Genomic DNA, 16,036 nt, shown 5'->3' with positions numbered 1-16,036 from the left:
TTCCCTGCTCCGGGGTAACCGCTTCTATCGGGGCTAGGAACAGTCCAAAAAACACCTGGAAAACAGGCTTCCGGAATAAAAGCCTTTAATCTTCAAAAATTCAAATTATTTATTATTTTAGCTTTTATAGGTAATAAAAAATTAAAATAAATCAAATACTGCAATAAACTATTCAAAAATTTTGTGATTTTATTATTTTCATTATCTTTATTTCACAAAATCTTGATATGTATAAAAAATTTTTACCCCTTATTTTATTTATTAATTTTTTTCACATCCTGAACGCCCAAAATGAATTTATCACCATCTGGAAACCTAATACTCCAGCAATCATTCCACAGATGGATGTTATTGTTCCTTATCCGGCAGGCAATAACCAGATATGGTTCCCGGGAATCGGAGAAAATTATACGATAACCTGGGAAGAGATAGGTTTTCCCCAGCACAATGGAGTAATGAACAATGTGACTTCTACACAACAGGTCTTTATCGATTTTGGAACATCATTAAATCCTAATACCACTGATGCTGCTTATCGGGTAAAAGTAAGCAATGGAAACGGAGTTTTTAAGCAGATCCGGTTTGGTGATCCTGAAATCCTAAATGTCCCTACTGCTTACATGGCTATTCTCTGGCACAACGTAGGCAGCATTGATAAAATTACCGAAGTTTCCCAATGGGGAAATATCAACTGGATTTCTATGGAGAATGCCTTTAGTAATTGCAGGGCGCTTCAGGTTACCGCTACAGACACACCTAAGCTTTCAGGTGTAACAGATGCTTCATTCATGTTTTATGGAAATTCAGCTTTTACAGGACACCCGTCTATGACGGCATGGAATACATCCCAAATAAAAAAATTTACATACATGTTTGGCCACACTTCTCCTACTTCGGCTACTGCAGCAGTTGATCTGTTCAATCTCAACATCGGTTCATGGGATATGTCTTCGGCACAAGACATCAGCTATATGTTTTTCCACAGAAGATCATTTAATCAAAATATAAACAACTGGAACACTTCGAACGTAACTACAATGGCCCATACATTTGAAAATTGTTACACATTCAATCAGCCATTGAATAACTGGAATACTTCAAAGGTCACCAATATGGCGTATTTATTTCATTTTATCCCTGATTTTAACCAGCCTATCGGTAATTGGGACACGTCCAATGTTACTAATTTCAGCCACATGTTCCACAACTGTACTTCTTTTAATCAACCACTAGACAACTGGAACACGGCCAAAGGAACTACCATGGAGATGCTATTTACAGGTGCCTCTGCCTTCAATCAACCTGTAGGAAGCTGGAATACAGGGTTAGTGGGAACAATGCTTTTCACTTTTCGTGATGCAACAAGCTTTGACCAATCTTTAGAAAACTGGAACCTGGCTTCCCTGACTATTGGAGACCAGATGCTGACGAATTCCGGATTAAAATGCGAAAATTACAGCAGAACCATCGCAGGATGGGCCAATAACCCAAATACGGCGAATAACATCAACCTGATTTCTACTGCACCATTAATGTATTCTTCGGATGTAGTACCAGAAAGAAATGTACTTATCAATAAAGGTTGGGTATTTAATGGTGATACTCAGGGAGAGTGCAGATTAGGAATTTCTGAAATACCTCTCAATAATCTTTCCATTTATCCCAATCCTGCCAGCGACTTTATTTATATCAAAAATATAAAAGGTTCCGGAAGTTACAGGATAACTGACATGGCAGGCAGAATGATCCTTCAGGGACTTTTAAATAATGAAAAAATCGATGTAAGTTCTTTAATAAAGGGAAATTATCTATTACAAATTACTTCCGCGGATAAGATCCAATCTTTAAAACTCATCAAAAAATAACGATCTATATGATAAAAAAACTAATCCTATTCCTTCTCTTCAGCTTTTTCTTTCAATCCGGAAAGGCACAAAATGAATTCATTACCATATGGAAACCTGGTAATACCAGTACCAATATAGCAGGAGTTTCACTTTCAACGTCCAATCAAATATGGTTTCCCGGCAAAGGCAACCAATTCAACGTTTATTGGGAAGAAATAGGGTATCCTCAGCACAATGGAATTTTACAAAACGTTACGGCTTTAAAACAATTTTTAATAGACTTTGGCGATCCTCAAAACCCCACTCCTGCTAACGCAACCTATAAAGTGAAAATTAGTAATGGTAATGGTACCTTTCAGGCAATCCGGTTTCCTGAGGGTGTTTATGTATCTACCACACTATGGCCCGTATTTTTAGAATATAATGGTGACAAAGAAAAAATTCTGGAAGTTTCACAATGGGGAAATATTATCTGGGAAAATATGGAGTGGGCATTCAGCGAATGTATCCATATGAATGTTACTGCAACAGATGCACCTGACCTGTCTCAAATAACAAGTACTTATGGTTTATTTTACAATTGTACCTCACTCACAGGAACACCGGCATTTGACACCTGGAATACCTCGGGTATTACCAATATGAGCCACATGTTTGCCGGAGCCACAAATTTTAACCAACCTGTCGGAAGCTGGAATACGGCCAACGTAACCAATATGAACTGGCTGTTTCATTATCTTGATTTTTTCAATCAGCCTATCGGAAACTGGAATACTTCAAAGGTAACTACTATGATCCATATGCTACACGAATGCTATGCCTTTAACCAGGATCTTTCTTCCTGGGACACCTCAAAGGTAACAGATATGAGGGCAATACTTGGCAAAACAACGAACTTTAATCATAGTCTTGGAAACTGGAATCTGAATTCTTTAGTGCTCGCTTCAGGGATGCTTACCGGTTCCGGACTAAGCTGTGAAAAATATAATAACACTCTCATGGGTTGGGCAAATAATCCGGCAACTCCCAACAATCTGATAATCGGAGATGTTTCTCCAATGGCTTACTCATCTCAGCCCGCACTCAATGCAAGAAATAATCTTATCAATACAAAAGGATGGACCATAACTGGTGATTACTACAATACTGAATGTGTAAGTTTATCAACATCCGAAGTTCTTTCTCAAAATGAAATCCGTATTTATCCAAATCCGGCAGCGGATTACATTTATATTAAGAATGTAAAAGGTTTTAATACTTATAAAATTTTTGATATGAGTGGAAGAATAATACTTCAGGACCTCTTAAACGATGAAAAAATCAATATCAGTTCTTTAATTAAAGGAAATTACATTTTACAAATAATTACAAAAGATAAGGTCCAATCTTTAAAATTCATCAAAAACTAATTCTCATGCTAAAAAAAACAATCCTATTCTTTCTCTTTATTCTTTTCTTTCAGTCAGGAAAAGCTCAAAATGAATTTATCACCGTCTGGAAACCAAGCCTTCCCCGTTATGCAACACAGTATACCGGGATATCCGTAGCTTCTACAGATACACAGATCTGGCTTCCTGCTGTAGGAACCGATTTTCAGGTATACTGGGAAGAAATTGGTTTCCCGGCACACCATGCCACATTAACCAATCTCAACTCTACTTACCAGTTACTGATCGACTTTGGAACCCCTTTAAACCCTAATCCAGCAGACGCAACTTATCGTTTAAAAATAACAAATGGCACTGGTAATTTTCATAGGATCCGGTTTTCCAACTGGGATATGTTTAATGGTGATGGCCTGATAGGTGATGTGCATAAAATAGTAAGATTGGAACAATGGGGAAACATCCACTGGTCTTCTATGGGACAGGCATTTCAGGGTTGCAGAGACTTCGATGTAACTGCCACAGACACTCCAGACCTCTCAGCCGTTACAGATATGTCCAATATGTTCTTAGGTAATTATAGTTTGATAGGAAATCCCTCTTTCAATAATTGGAACACCTCCCATGTAACCACTTTGCTAAGTACATTTGCAGGTTGTTTTCTTTTCAATCAGCCTGTTGGAAACTGGGACACTTCAAACGTTACCATGATGGGAATAACATTCAGCTCTGCTTTGGTATTCAACCAATCTCTGGCGAACTGGAACACCTCTAAGGTAAACCACATGACCGCCATGTTCAGTGGTGCTAAGGAGTTTAATCAACCGATCGGAAATTGGGATCTTTCCAATACTATCGATTGCGAATTTATGTTTTCCGGTGCTAAAAAATTCAACCAGCCTATTGGTAACTGGAATACCTCAAAAGTAGTTGAAATGGACCGTATGTTCAACCAGGCACAAGATTTCAATCAGGATATCAGCAATTGGGATACTTCGAGTGCCACCATTATGGAGGGCATGTTTGCTGGAGCTTCCAGTTTTAATCAAAACATCGGAAACTGGAACATAAGCAATGTAGTCTATATCAACGATATGTTCAATGGGGCTACCAGCTTCAATCAGGATATTGGAAACTGGGATGTAAGCAAAGCAGTCTGGATGCACAATATGTTTAAAGATGCAAAGAATTTTAATCAGAATATAGGAAACTGGAATGTAGGACTTGTCACCAACATGAACAATATGTTCAATGGAGCCACTCATTTTAATCAAAATCTTGGACAATGGAACATCAGCTCTCTTACCTCAGCCATAAACATGCTACAAAACTCAGGACTGAATTGTCAAAGCTACGATAATACCCTTTACGGCTGGAACCTGAAGCCCACAACCCCTAATAATATCAACCTTGCAAATACTTCACCTTTGGTTTACTCCAACCCGCTTGCTGTCAATGCCAGAAATAATCTTATCAATAATAAAGGATGGACGATCAGCGGAGATACTTACAACGGAGAATGCCAGTCTGTTTTATCCACATCAGATGCGTTACCTCTCAACGAGATCAGTATCTATCCAAATCCCGCAACGGACTTTATCTACATCAGAAATATGAAAGATTCCGGTAATTATAGAATAATGGATATGGCAGGAAGAATAATACTTCAGGGTATGATAAATAATCAAAAAATAGACGTTAACTCATTAATCAAAGGAAACTATATCCTTCAGATCATTTCGAAAGACATGGCACGTTCACTTAAATTTATTAAGAAATAATATCATAATCCATCCGTATGTATAAAAAAATTATCCTCCTAGGTTTATTCTTACTCTTAGGGCAAATGATAAAAGCACAAAATGAATTTGTTACGATCTGGCAACCCAACAGGCCCGACACAATGCCTCTTATTGATGTAAATGCTCCTTATGCCGCGTCCACTAATCAGATATGGTTTCCGGGAATCGGTGAGAATTACACAATAAGCTGGGAAGAAGTAAACTATCCTCAGCATAACGGGGTTATGAATAATGTTACCTCTACGAAGCAGGTATTGATTGACTTTGGAACTTCATTAAATCCTGATACGGCAAGCGCTTCTTATCGAGTAAAAGTAAGCAACGGAAATGGCATATTTAAACAGATACGATTTGGAGAATGCCAGATCATTTATGTAGCAGACTCATATATTCTCATGTGGGATATATTCGGAAATTCTGATAAAATAACTGAAATAGAAAATTGGGGAAATATTCAATGGACCTCTATGAATACTGCATTTGCGCACTGCAGATTGCTTCAGCTCACGGCTACCGACAGTCCAAACCTCACTAATGTAACGGATGCTTCATTCATGTTTTATAATGCCCATGATTTTTTAGGGGCAAGTTCAATGCAAAACTGGAATACCTCAACTATAAAGGATTTTAAATTTATGTTTGCAAGGATGGGAGATTATGTGCAGGCAATAGATCAGTTTAATTCCCCTTATTTGAGTACCTGGAATATGTCATCAGCTAAAAATCTGAATAATATGTTTTCCGGAAGAAAGGTATTTAATCAACCCTTAAATAATTGGAACACTTCGAATGTGGAAGATATGGGCTGGATGTTTGCTCTTTGCCTGAATTTTAATCAGCGTTTAGACAGCTGGGATACTTCTAAAGTAAAAGATATGTCTTTTATGTTCCATTTTATTCCTGTTTTCAATCAAGACATTGGCGGATGGAATACTTCCTCTGTAACCAATATGGCTCATATGTTTCACGGCTGTACTGTTTTCAATCAACCTCTTAACTGGGCAACTTCCCAGGTTACTCATATGGGATTTATGTTAACAAGCGCCACAAACTTTAACCGGTCTTTAGGGAACTGGAACCTCAGCTCATTAACCGATGCTACCAATATGCTTACAGGTTCAGGATTAAATTGCGATAATTACAGCAAAACCCTGTCCGGATGGGCAGATAATCCTGTTACTCCTGATAATATTCCTCTTGTTTCAGTAACGCCTTTACAATATGCTTCCAATGCTGCTTCTAAAAGAAATATTCTTATTGGTAAGGGCTGGAATATAACAGGAGATACAGTAGGAAACTGTTTGTTGTCAACTTCAGAAATCCACACCAACAGCCAAAACTTATCAATATATCCTAACCCGGCAGAAGATAACCTGCACATCAGGCATGCTCACGAACTCAAAAGTTATAAAATCCTGGATACCAGCGGAAGATTGGTACAACAGGATGCTCTGAATACAGACATGATTAATATAAGCTCACTGACAAAAGGAAATTATATACTACAGATTACAACGAAGAGTAAAACAGAATCGTTTAAGCTGATCAAAAAGTAAATAAAAGCCTCACTTGTAATAAAGTGAGGCTTTTTATAACGCGTATTTTTATTTATCGTACTGGTTGGGGTGCTGAGCTTTAATATCGTCAACAGTTCCTAGTACTTTATCTTTTAAAGAATCCTGATATTTCTGTAGTTTTTCCGCCACCTGTTCATTTCCGCTTCCTAAAATTTTAGCCGCAAGGATTCCCGCATTTAAAGCTCCGTTCAATGCTACTGTTGCTACAGGGATTCCGCCCGGCATCTGAAGGATGGATAGTACAGAATCCCATCCGTCAATAGAATTACTGGATAAAATAGGAACTCCGATTACAGGTAAAGTAGTACAGCTAGCCACCATTCCTGGTAGATGGGCAGCTCCCCCGGCCCCTGCAATGATAACTTTCAAACCTCTTTCTTTTGCTGTTTTGGCATAATCAAACATTCTTTCGGGCGTTCTGTGAGCAGATACCACAGTAAGCTCGTAAGGGATTTCGAGAGTTTTCAAAAAGCCTGCAGCTTGTTCCATAATTGGTAAGTCACTTTGACTTCCCATGATAATTCCTACCATCTTCAATTTTATTAGATTTTCAAAGATAAAAATTAAAATCTGTTTTCTAAAATTACACTATGTATAAATCCCTGGATAATCTGATCTGAAAAAATTCTAACCCTGAATATATCAACTGATTACAAACAACATGCAAAATCACATTTTATAATTATACTTAAATAAGATATATTTGTATACCATTTCACTAACATTTTGAAAGATTATAAACTTACACTTGCTGTTCTTACTGTAGCTATTGTCTGGGGAACGACTTTTTTATCGATTCGGGTGGCAGTACAAACGATTCCAGCCTGGTTTGTCGCGGGAATAAGACAATCTCTTGCAGCATTAATTATGCTCCTTGTCCTTTTATACAGAAAAGAATTACGATGGATCGGATGGAAAAACCTGAAATACCAGATTGTTTTTTCGTCACTTATGCTGATCATTGCCAATGGAATGACCACTGTTGCTGAAGAAACGGTAACAAGCAGTGTGACCTCTCTGATAAGCGCCTGCTCTCCTATTTTGGTTTTTCTGGGCAGTGTGGCTGTGGGAATACAAAAATTCAGCCTCAGGGCTGTGGTAGGAATTCTGATGTCTTTCGGTGGTATTGTTTTTATCTTTTGGGACGGTATAAAAGATCTGGCCAATCCAGATTATGCCATGGGAATTGTTTTTCTTCTTATCGCGATTGCAGGCTGGGCATCAGGTACCATTTTCACAAAAAAACTAAATATTCAAAGCGGAAATATATCGTTGAATCTTTTATATCAGTTTGCCTTTGCAGGAATTATCCAGATTATTTTTGCCTTCTTATTTTCTGAAGATTATAACTTCGAAAACTGGAGTTTCAAAAGTATTTCAGCCATGTTTTACCTTTCCATCTTCGGCTCTGTTGCAGCCTTCTTTGCCTATCATTATGCTTTGACAAAGGTTTCACCGGTTCAGGTTTCTATCCTGGCCTATATCAATACCATTATTTCTATCTTTTTAAGCTGGCTGATCCTTGATGAAAGTATTTCTGTTAAATTTATTGTGGCCGCAATATTAATTATTCTGGGAGTGTTCATAATTAACTACAACCCAGCCATGTTTAAAAAACAAAGAATTCAATAAACACGGGACACCTATCTCAACCCGCTGCTTATCGGTACATTAAGGAACTTTCATATTATGATTGCTTCCTATTTTCATTATTCATCCAACAGAATATATCTCTATTTATCCACTTTCACATCTCTTTTTTTATTTTTTTTCCCTATCTTGTTTAGATCAATTTCTATGATATGCTAAAAAACACTCTGCTGATTTTATTTATTGTCCCATTGCTTCTTCTAAGTTGTGATAATCGCCAAAAGGAAAAAGACCTGCTGGAAAGAGAGCAGCAGCTTTTGGAAAAAGAAAAGCTATTTGCCCACAAAGAATCTGAATATCAAGCCTTAATTAAAATGCGTGACAGCATCTTTACCCGAAAGGACTCTGCCAAAGTAATGACATGGCCGGAAGAAATTTCCGGAGATTGGAGCGGCAAAGTGATCTGCACGGAATCCAATTGTAATGATTATGTTGTTGGAGATCAGCGAACAGATACCTGGGAATTCGACAGTGATTCCACTCAATTGGTGACTAAAATCATCAACAATAACAATCTTATCAGGTTGTATTCCGGAAAGTTTGAAAACAATGAGATCAAACTGAATTTCAAAACAGATTCTGCTGCCAAAAAGAAAGTAGAAATGAATATTCTTCTCAATGATATTTCCGACACTAAGATAAGAGGAACAAGAACTGTAATAACAGATAATAATTGTACTGCAAAATTTTCTGTAGAATTAACGCGTTCGTCCAAATAAAACACATTTATGATTTTACTGAGCATACACAACCTGAGCTTCCCTATTGAAGATCCTGTATTAAAATTTTTATTGGTCCTGGTCATTATTCTGGCAGCTCCATTACTTCTGAATAAAATTAAAGTTCCCCATCTGTTAGGCCTTATTATCGCAGGTGCAGTAATCGGACCCAATGGATTCAATCTGTTGGCGAGGGATAGCAGTATTGTAGTTACGGGAACTACAGGACTTCTTTATATCATGTTTCTCGCAGGACTGGAAATTGATATGGGTGATTTTAAGAAAAACAAATGGAAGAGTCTCGGATATGGAGCTTATGCATTTATTTTTCCTTTTATACTCGGATTTGTCGGAGCGTATTATTTATTGGGATTTTCGGTACTGACTTCCGTCTTATTCGCCAGTTTGTTCTCGTCTCAAACCCTTATCACTTATCCTTTAATCAGTAAACTTGGAATTGCAAAAAACCGGGCTGTAAATATTACCGTAGGCGGAACAATGATCACCGATATTGCCACATTATTGGTACTTGCTGTGGTTGTAGGTATGGTCCAGGGAGACGTGGGAACTTCTTTCTGGGTAAAGTTATCCGTATCTGTTATACTTTTTAGCCTGATCGTTCTATTGTTATTCCCTATTATTGGACGATGGTTTTTCAAAAAAGTAAATGATAAAATATCCCAGTACATTTTTGTATTGGTGATGATTTATCTGGCGGCACTATTGGCAGAATTAGCCGGCATTGAAGCCATCATCGGGGCATTCTTTGCCGGGCTTGCATTAAACAGACTGATTCCTCATACATCTTCCCTCATGAACAGGGTGGAATTTGTAGGGAATGCGATATTTATCCCTTTCTTCTTGATCAGTGTGGGAATGCTGATCGATTTTACCGTATTCTTCAAAAGTTTTGAAACCCTTAAAGTTGCAGCGATCATGTTGGTCGCATCAATCGGTGGTAAATATATTTCAGCCGTGATCACCCAAAAGACATTCAGGTTTACAAAAGAAGAAGGTAAACTGATCTTTGGTTTAAGTTCAGCTTCTGCAGCTGCTACATTAGCTACAGTAATGGTAGGATACAACATCATTGTTTCCGAAACGGAAACAGGAGAACCTGTAAGATTACTGAATGAACATGTATTGAACGGAAGTATATTACTTATCCTTATTTCATGTACCATTTCTTCATTTATATCTATGGCCAGTGCACAGAAAATCGCAGAAACGGATAATGAAGATACGGTATCCGGAAACAGCCATGAGGAGGAAAGCCTGCTATTAGCCATCAATCATCAGGAAACTGTAGAGCGAATGGTCAATCTAGGTATTCTGATTAAAGCACATTCCAATACTGAAGACTTTTTTGCCTTGAACGTAATCAATGAAGATAAAAATGAGTCTTCTGTAAAAAATGCCGAAAAATTACTCCACCAGGCTACAGATGCTGCAGCATCGGCCGATGTCAAATTACAACCTCTGAAAAGATATGATAATGATGTTGTAAACGGCGTCAATAATGTGATCAAAGAGCAGGAAATAACGGATCTTATTATCGGTCTTGAAGATGAAAAAGGTTTTTCTCCTTCCTTCGTTTACAATCTTTATAATGGCTACCTTCAGAATGATCACGTGAACGTACTGGTATACCATGCTGCCCAGCCTATTTCTACAATAAAAAAATATGCAGTGATGATTCCTGAAAATTCAGATAAAGAAGCCGGCTTTTTTCATGCTCTTTTAAGGGTATGGAACATTGCCCGGAATTCAGGAGCAACCATGATATTTTATGCTCCTGAAAGTATTATTGATCTTTTACAAAGGATCATCAAAAAAGCCAATATAGAAGCTGAATTTATCATTATGAATACCTGGCATGACGGTGAAAAAACAGCTGCGGGACTAAAAGAGGATGAAGCCCTTATTGTGTTTATGGCTAAAAGAGGAATGGTATCCTATATTCCTCAAATGAGGCTCATGCCGGAACTTCTCAACAAAAATCTAAAAGAAAACAATTATCTTCTGATCTATCCTTTTTCAGAATATGACAAAAACAGTCCTGAAAAAAGATCATTCGGAAATCACAGGGATTTCATCGAAATCGGAAATGTTATCCAGAAAATTTTCAAGTAACAACCACTATCAATAGAATAAATTCAATCAATTCAACTATTTATTAGTTGTTTGTTTTCAGTAAATTAGACCTTAAAACAGAATTCAATTATTTAAAATGGAAATATAAAAACGGACTCGCCGAACACCGTATTTCAAAGTAGGCAACAAAATACTTTTAATTATGCCAAATCTATTAAAATCATTCAGAAACTCTGTAAAGCACTGGTATATCCCGCTTATACTAGGAATCCTTTTTATTGGATGTGGAGTATATGTATTTTCATCTCCCCTTGAAACCTATCTGACATTATCTCTTCTTTTTAGTGTCTCTTTTATCGTCTCGGGGATCTTCGATATCTTTTTCTCGATCAATAACGCGAAAGTATTAAATGGATGGGGCTTATATCTGGTAACGGGACTACTTTCCTTTATTATGGGAGTCTATCTGGTTTCTTATCCTCAGATTTCAATGACCATTCTACCCTTTATTGTAGGATTTACAGTGATGTTCCGTTCTTTCCAATTACTGGGTATCTCATTTGATTTGAAAGACGCCCATGTACTAAGATGGGGTAATCTTGCCATATTCAGTATCCTCGGAATTATCCTGTCGTTTATGCTTTTGGCTAATCCTATATTTTCAGGAATGTCCCTTGTAGTCCTTACCGGTTTATCATTTATTTTCGTAGGAGTAGCTTCTGTCATCTTAGCCTTTGATCTGAAGAAAATAAAGGACTATCCTTCAAAACTGGGTAATGAGCTCAAGGATAAAATAGAAAATCTTCATAATGAACTCAATGATAAAATGAGATAAAAAAATAAGAAAGACTGCTTTTCAGCAGTCTTTCTCTCAATATTTTAAGCTATTACTCTTACCATAGTCTTTACTTTGATGAGCTTTTCCATCAATTCTTCTTTGGAGTCAGCCAGCACATTAATGTGCCCCATTTTCCTTCCCGGTTTAGTTTCGGTTTTTCCATATAAGTGAACATAAGTTTTAGGCAATTTCAGGACTTCTTCCATTCCTTCATAAATTACTTTTCCTGAATATCCTTCTGCTCCTACAAGGTTAAGCATTCCACTATAACCTAAACTTTCCGTATCCGCTAATGGAAGGTTCTTAACGACACGGTACATTTGCTCAAATTGTGAATTCGCGTTTCCTTCCTGGCTTTGGTGCCCTGAGTTATGAAGTCTCGGCGCAGTCTCATTTACCCATACTTTTCCAGCCTTATCCAAAAACAGTTCTATGGCAAAAAGCCCGGGAGAGTTTATTGCGTTCAGAAACTTTTCCGTAATTACATCAATTTGCTTTTGGGTGTCTTCGTGTAAAAAAACCGGACAAATATTAAAATCTAATAAATTTAACTTAGGATCAGCCACCATTTCTGTAACGGGAAAAGTCTTGGTCTCCCCTTTTTCATTTCTTGCAACAATCACAGACAATTCTTTATCGATATCAACAAGCTTTTCGATCACAGAAGGCTCCTTCCATAAATTTTGAAGATCTTCTTCATTTTTAATTACCTGAACACCTTTTCCATCATATCCGCCTGTATTCATCTTTTGTACAAAAGGAAGTGTCATTGTAATTTTTTCATCACTATTCCAGACAGCCTGAAATTCAGGGCTCGGGATATCATGAGCCTTATAGAATTCCTTCTGAAGAATCTTCTGCTGAATGGTTTTAATGATTGCAGAATTCGGAACAACTTTGATCCCCTGGTTTTCAATTTCTGCCAGGGCATCGGCATTTACATGCTCGATCTCTATTGTTACAACATCTTTATTTTTTCCAAAGTTAAGGACTGTTTCATAGTCATTGAAATTTCCCTGTGTAAAATTTGAAATAGTACTGCAGGGAGCATCAGAGGCAGGATCCAGCGTATAAAATTCATCATCATATTTCAATGCGCTCTGTATCAGCATTCTTCCCAGCTGACCACCTCCTAAAATTCCTATTTTCATTCTATATTTTTATTAGATATATTTTCAATTGAGACCATCCGGATCATAGGCAAATATCAAACGTTTTTCAACATTACAATACAACACCTGATCATTGATCCAAGACTTTGCAAAGATAAAAATTTTATAGCCGATTACCTAAATTTTCGCATCTCCGATCCTTTCCGTACTTAACGTGTTACGCCGGCTTAAAAGCCGGCGTAAGTGATTATGGGAAGTTTATACTTTATCTATTTTAAGATATCCTAGACCTATTGGGTTTTCCTGATTTTCCGCATCAGATTTTTCTAAAACAATAGTGTATTTCTCTTTCATTTTTTGAGGAAGGATATCATTAACGTTAAAAATATCATCGATATCCACACCGTGCTTATCGTCAACATGGCTTACAGCTCCTTCGAATCCCATTGTTTTGTAAAATTCCGTTTCCTTAACTCTCTTTATGATTTCGCCCATGGATGTTCCAACCATCAGATGTTGCTCATGGAATTCTTCAAAATATCCCCTCTTATAGCCTCCTAAATTAATAAAGAATAGTTGGTTTTCAGAAACCTGATCTGTTTTCTCAACAATTTTCACTTCATATCCATCTGCAAATCTTACCTCCTGATGGCAGTCCAGGTGGATTTTACCATCAGCCTCTTTCCAGAAGTCTTTCATATCCGGAACCAGATCCTTTAAACTTTCTGCAATTCCAAAAAACACATCGTGCTGTTCGATATTCCTGCCTGGAGGAGTGGCACCTAGGATCACGTAGAATAATTTCATTTTCATTTTTTTAGTCATACAAAAATACGTCAAATTTATCTTTTTGAAAGTTTGGCAGAAAACTGCAATAGTTTTATATTTGTATTCATGTCAGAAATCATTATTCTCTTCCTTGGAGCAATCTCAGCAGGCCTATTGGGCTCACTTACAGGTTTAGGAGGAGGAGTTATCATTATCCCTTTATTGACGCTGGGTTTTGGCGTCCCTATGCATTACGCAATCGGAGCTTCCTTAATATCTGTGGTGGGTACATCTTCCGGTGCCGCCGTAGCTTTTGTTAAAGAAGGATTTACCAATATGAGAATCGGAATGTTTCTGGAAATAGCAACTACAGCAGGTGCTATTGCCGGAGCTCTTGTTTCCGGAATTCTGAACCCCAATACCATCGGGATTATTTTTGCCAGTATTCTTCTCCTTACCGTAATTTTAAATCTTAAAGGAAAACCCGACCACCAGGAACCCCTGATCAAGGGAAGTTTAGAAGATAAACTTAAATTGTACGGAACCTTTCCGGATAAAGGAGTCATTAAAAAATATTCTGCGCGAAACACCATTCCTGGATTCTTTATGATGATGTTTGCGGGAGCAATGTCCGGTCTTTTAGGAATCGGTTCAGGTGCATTGAAAGTATTGGCAATGGATAATATGATGAAGTTGCCTTTTAAAGTTTCTACAACCACGAGTAATTTTATGATCGGTGTTACGGCTGTCGCAAGTTCCCTCATCTATTTTCAAAGAGGAGAAATTATCCCGGTAATTGTAGCTCCTGTTTTGGTAGGGGTTGTGGTAGGAAGCTTCATTGGGTCTAAAACATTGATGGTTTCAAAAACTAAAAAACTGAAGGTATTTTTTGCTATTGTAATTACAATCCTTTCAATCTATATGATGTATAACGGTATAAATCAAAGTTTCCGATGAGAAAAAATTTCACAGACGTTGATTTGAACCGCTCCGTAGGAAATCTCCTGAGACTTGGAGTGATTTTGTCCGTAGCTATATCCATTATTGGCTTTGTAAAGCTGTTTCTGGAAGGTTTTAAAATGCCCAAAAACTATTCCTTACTGGAGACCGGTTCTTCGTCGGAAAAAGTATGGGGCCAGTTTTGGGAATCTCTCTGCAAAGGTGAAGGAATGGCCATCATTCAACTGGGAATCTTGGTTCTTATTTTCACTCCTTTAATGCGAATTGTTTTTGCATTAATAGGATACCTGAAAGAAAAAGATTACATCTACGTCATCATATCCTCAATTGTTTTAGCCATTATGGCAATCAGCTTTTTTACGGGATACGCACATTAGGCCATTTACATTTCATAAAACTCCAAAGGAAGCTGATCCGGATCTTGTGTAAAGAAAAACTCTTTACCGGTAAATTCGTCGATCCTTATCTCCTCACATTCCAGTCCCTTTTCCATAAGTTCCTGTCGCTTTGCGCCAACATTTTCAACGGAAAATGCAAGATGCCTTAATCCGCACGCTTCGGGACGGGAAGGTCTTGCAGGAGGATCAGGGAATGAAAAAAGTTCTATCACATAATGATCTCCGATAGCAAGGTCCAGCTTATAAGATTGCCTTTCTTCACGGTATACTTCACGGATCACATTCAAACCTAAAATCTCTGTGTAAAACTTTTTAGAAACTTGATAATTGGAGCCTATAATGGCAATATGGTGAATTTTCATTGTATATTATCTCTTATTCTCGCAATTTTCCTTTCTTCTTGTATCAATGATGTACTGAATTTTCCAGCTGTTATTCTGCTTAACCAGCTGAAAGCTGTTCGCTCCGCAATGTGAAAACTTTCCCTGGTAATAAAACTGATAAGGAGTGAAAACGCTCGCCATATTGCCGTCTACAAGTACAGATGCTATAGTAATCCTTTCATCCAGATCGCCTTTAGCGGCTTTGGAAACAGCAGATATAAAACCAGGTATATCATCTGTTTTCACTACTCCTTCTTTTGTAATAGTCTGTAGAATAGCCGTTTCAGTAAATGCCGACTTTACCAGTTCCGAATCTGCATTCTTCATACCTGCGAACAAATCCCTGATAGGTTTCTCAATGTCCGGGTTCTGGAGTTGCTGTCCAAAGCAGAATGTACTTAAAAAGCATACAACTGCGAAAATTTTATTCATAGTATTGATTCAAAATATAACAGAATAAAAGTAAGAAAAATCTGACTCAAACTTCATTTATTTCACACTAA

The 16,036-nt window shown here is 37.5% G+C and carries 15 protein-coding genes; 10 read left to right on the top strand and 5 right to left on the bottom strand.

Going from position 1 to position 16,036, the window contains the following annotated elements; all coding sequences use genetic code 11:
- The first annotated feature begins 227 nt into the window (after positions 1–227).
- The 4 genes from ACJ5H0_RS17125 to ACJ5H0_RS17110 are packed head-to-tail and all read left to right on the top strand — an operon-like array spanning position 228 to position 6,590.
- Positions 228–1,865: a BspA family leucine-rich repeat surface protein gene (locus tag ACJ5H0_RS17125; protein WP_411250818.1), complete on the top strand. Its 1,638-nt coding sequence runs from the start codon at positions 228–230 to the stop codon at positions 1,863–1,865.
- 8 nt (positions 1,866–1,873) lie between these two features.
- Positions 1,874–3,256 (top strand): BspA family leucine-rich repeat surface protein, encoded by a 1,383-nt coding sequence (locus ACJ5H0_RS17120; protein ID WP_411250815.1) that lies wholly within the window; start codon positions 1,874–1,876, stop codon positions 3,254–3,256.
- Between the two features lie 5 nt (positions 3,257–3,261).
- Entirely contained in the window at positions 3,262–5,013 is a 1,752-nt protein-coding gene (locus tag ACJ5H0_RS17115) for a BspA family leucine-rich repeat surface protein (protein WP_411250813.1), read from the top strand.
- 17 nt (positions 5,014–5,030) lie between these two features.
- Positions 5,031–6,590, top strand: a complete 1,560-nt coding sequence (locus tag ACJ5H0_RS17110; protein ID WP_411250810.1) for a BspA family leucine-rich repeat surface protein — start codon at positions 5,031–5,033, stop codon at positions 6,588–6,590.
- A 48-nt stretch (positions 6,591–6,638) separates the two neighbouring features.
- Here ACJ5H0_RS17110 and purE read toward each other — a convergent pair whose 3' ends face one another.
- The gene (purE, locus tag ACJ5H0_RS17105; protein WP_273647357.1) at positions 6,639–7,142 is read right to left on the bottom strand and encodes a 5-(carboxyamino)imidazole ribonucleotide mutase; all 504 of its coding nucleotides are present in this window, start codon (positions 7,140–7,142) and stop codon (positions 6,639–6,641) included.
- 195 nt (positions 7,143–7,337) lie between these two features.
- On the opposite strand from purE, the gene ACJ5H0_RS17100 reads away from it, so the two are divergent.
- The 4 genes from ACJ5H0_RS17100 (at position 7,338) to ACJ5H0_RS17085 (ending at position 11,909) form a co-directional block, all read left to right on the top strand.
- The gene (locus ACJ5H0_RS17100; RefSeq protein ID WP_345989773.1) at positions 7,338–8,243 is read left to right on the top strand and encodes a DMT family transporter; all 906 of its coding nucleotides are present in this window, start codon (positions 7,338–7,340) and stop codon (positions 8,241–8,243) included.
- 170 nt (positions 8,244–8,413) lie between these two features.
- Positions 8,414–8,980, top strand: coding sequence for a hypothetical protein (locus ACJ5H0_RS17095; protein ID WP_411250807.1), 567 nt, complete (start codon positions 8,414–8,416; stop codon positions 8,978–8,980).
- A 9-nt stretch (positions 8,981–8,989) separates the two neighbouring features.
- Positions 8,990–11,113: a cation:proton antiporter gene (locus ACJ5H0_RS17090; protein WP_411250805.1), complete on the top strand. Its 2,124-nt coding sequence runs from the start codon at positions 8,990–8,992 to the stop codon at positions 11,111–11,113.
- 163 nt (positions 11,114–11,276) lie between these two features.
- Positions 11,277–11,909, top strand: coding sequence for an HdeD family acid-resistance protein (locus tag ACJ5H0_RS17085; protein ID WP_273647354.1), 633 nt, complete (start codon positions 11,277–11,279; stop codon positions 11,907–11,909).
- 44 nt (positions 11,910–11,953) lie between these two features.
- On the opposite strand, the gene ACJ5H0_RS17080 is transcribed toward ACJ5H0_RS17085, so the two are convergent.
- Positions 11,954–13,063, bottom strand: coding sequence for a 5-(carboxyamino)imidazole ribonucleotide synthase (locus ACJ5H0_RS17080; RefSeq protein WP_411250802.1), 1,110 nt, complete (start codon positions 13,061–13,063; stop codon positions 11,954–11,956).
- 219 nt (positions 13,064–13,282) lie between these two features.
- Positions 13,283–13,831, bottom strand: coding sequence for a DUF1543 domain-containing protein (locus ACJ5H0_RS17075; protein WP_172277217.1), 549 nt, complete (start codon positions 13,829–13,831; stop codon positions 13,283–13,285).
- Between the two features lie 87 nt (positions 13,832–13,918).
- On the opposite strand from ACJ5H0_RS17075, the gene ACJ5H0_RS17070 reads away from it, so the two are divergent.
- Together ACJ5H0_RS17070 and ACJ5H0_RS17065 are read left to right on the top strand one after the other, a co-directional pair.
- Positions 13,919–14,749 carry a sulfite exporter TauE/SafE family protein gene (locus ACJ5H0_RS17070; protein WP_172277214.1) on the top strand — a complete coding sequence of 277 codons (831 nt, stop codon included), beginning with the start codon at positions 13,919–13,921 and terminating at the stop codon, positions 14,747–14,749.
- Positions 14,746–15,129 carry a DUF1634 domain-containing protein gene (locus tag ACJ5H0_RS17065; protein WP_172277211.1) on the top strand — a complete coding sequence of 128 codons (384 nt, stop codon included), beginning with the start codon at positions 14,746–14,748 and terminating at the stop codon, positions 15,127–15,129. The genes ACJ5H0_RS17070 and ACJ5H0_RS17065 overlap by 4 nt, the downstream gene beginning before the upstream one ends.
- 5 nt (positions 15,130–15,134) lie before the next feature.
- Here the strand turns inward: ACJ5H0_RS17065 and gloA2 are convergent, their stop codons facing one another.
- Together gloA2 and ACJ5H0_RS17055 are read right to left on the bottom strand one after the other, a co-directional pair.
- Positions 15,135–15,512 carry an SMU1112c/YaeR family gloxylase I-like metalloprotein gene (gloA2, locus tag ACJ5H0_RS17060; protein WP_172277208.1) on the bottom strand — a complete coding sequence of 126 codons (378 nt, stop codon included), beginning with the start codon at positions 15,510–15,512 and terminating at the stop codon, positions 15,135–15,137.
- 6 nt (positions 15,513–15,518) lie between these two features.
- Positions 15,519–15,965, bottom strand: coding sequence for a nuclear transport factor 2 family protein (locus ACJ5H0_RS17055; RefSeq protein WP_411250798.1), 447 nt, complete (start codon positions 15,963–15,965; stop codon positions 15,519–15,521).
- Positions 15,966–16,036: the final 71 nt, after the last annotated feature.

Origin of the sequence: Chryseobacterium proteolyticum (genome assembly GCF_046591535.1) — a bacterium.
Classification (GTDB): domain Bacteria; phylum Bacteroidota; class Bacteroidia; order Flavobacteriales; family Weeksellaceae; genus Chryseobacterium; species Chryseobacterium proteolyticum.
Note: the sequence above shows the minus strand (reverse complement) of the source record. Positions and strands in the feature narration are given on the sequence as shown.

What these genes read in the sequence shown, in the direction of transcription:
- ACJ5H0_RS17090 (WP_411250805.1), top strand. Translation starts at nt 8,990, where the DNA reads ATGATTTTACTGAGCATACACAACCTGAGCTTCCCTATTGAAGATCCT.
- ACJ5H0_RS17095 (WP_411250807.1), top strand. Translation starts at nt 8,414, where the DNA reads ATGCTAAAAAACACTCTGCTGATTTTATTTATTGTCCCATTGCTTCTT.
- ACJ5H0_RS17110 (WP_411250810.1), top strand. Translation starts at nt 5,031, where the DNA reads ATGTATAAAAAAATTATCCTCCTAGGTTTATTCTTACTCTTAGGGCAA.
- ACJ5H0_RS17120 (WP_411250815.1), top strand. Translation starts at nt 1,874, where the DNA reads ATGATAAAAAAACTAATCCTATTCCTTCTCTTCAGCTTTTTCTTTCAA.
- ACJ5H0_RS17070 (WP_172277214.1), top strand. Translation starts at nt 13,919, where the DNA reads ATGTCAGAAATCATTATTCTCTTCCTTGGAGCAATCTCAGCAGGCCTA.
- ACJ5H0_RS17085 (WP_273647354.1), top strand. Translation starts at nt 11,277, where the DNA reads ATGCCAAATCTATTAAAATCATTCAGAAACTCTGTAAAGCACTGGTAT.
- ACJ5H0_RS17065 (WP_172277211.1), top strand. Translation starts at nt 14,746, where the DNA reads ATGAGAAAAAATTTCACAGACGTTGATTTGAACCGCTCCGTAGGAAAT.
- ACJ5H0_RS17055 (WP_411250798.1), bottom strand. Translation starts at nt 15,965, where the DNA reads ATGAATAAAATTTTCGCAGTTGTATGCTTTTTAAGTACATTCTGCTTT.
- ACJ5H0_RS17125 (WP_411250818.1), top strand. Translation starts at nt 228, where the DNA reads ATGTATAAAAAATTTTTACCCCTTATTTTATTTATTAATTTTTTTCAC.
- gloA2 (WP_172277208.1), bottom strand. Translation starts at nt 15,512, where the DNA reads ATGAAAATTCACCATATTGCCATTATAGGCTCCAATTATCAAGTTTCT.
- purE (WP_273647357.1), bottom strand. Translation starts at nt 7,142, where the DNA reads ATGGTAGGAATTATCATGGGAAGTCAAAGTGACTTACCAATTATGGAA.
- ACJ5H0_RS17115 (WP_411250813.1), top strand. Translation starts at nt 3,262, where the DNA reads ATGCTAAAAAAAACAATCCTATTCTTTCTCTTTATTCTTTTCTTTCAG.
- ACJ5H0_RS17075 (WP_172277217.1), bottom strand. Translation starts at nt 13,831, where the DNA reads ATGAAATTATTCTACGTGATCCTAGGTGCCACTCCTCCAGGCAGGAAT.
- ACJ5H0_RS17080 (WP_411250802.1), bottom strand. Translation starts at nt 13,063, where the DNA reads ATGAAAATAGGAATTTTAGGAGGTGGTCAGCTGGGAAGAATGCTGATA.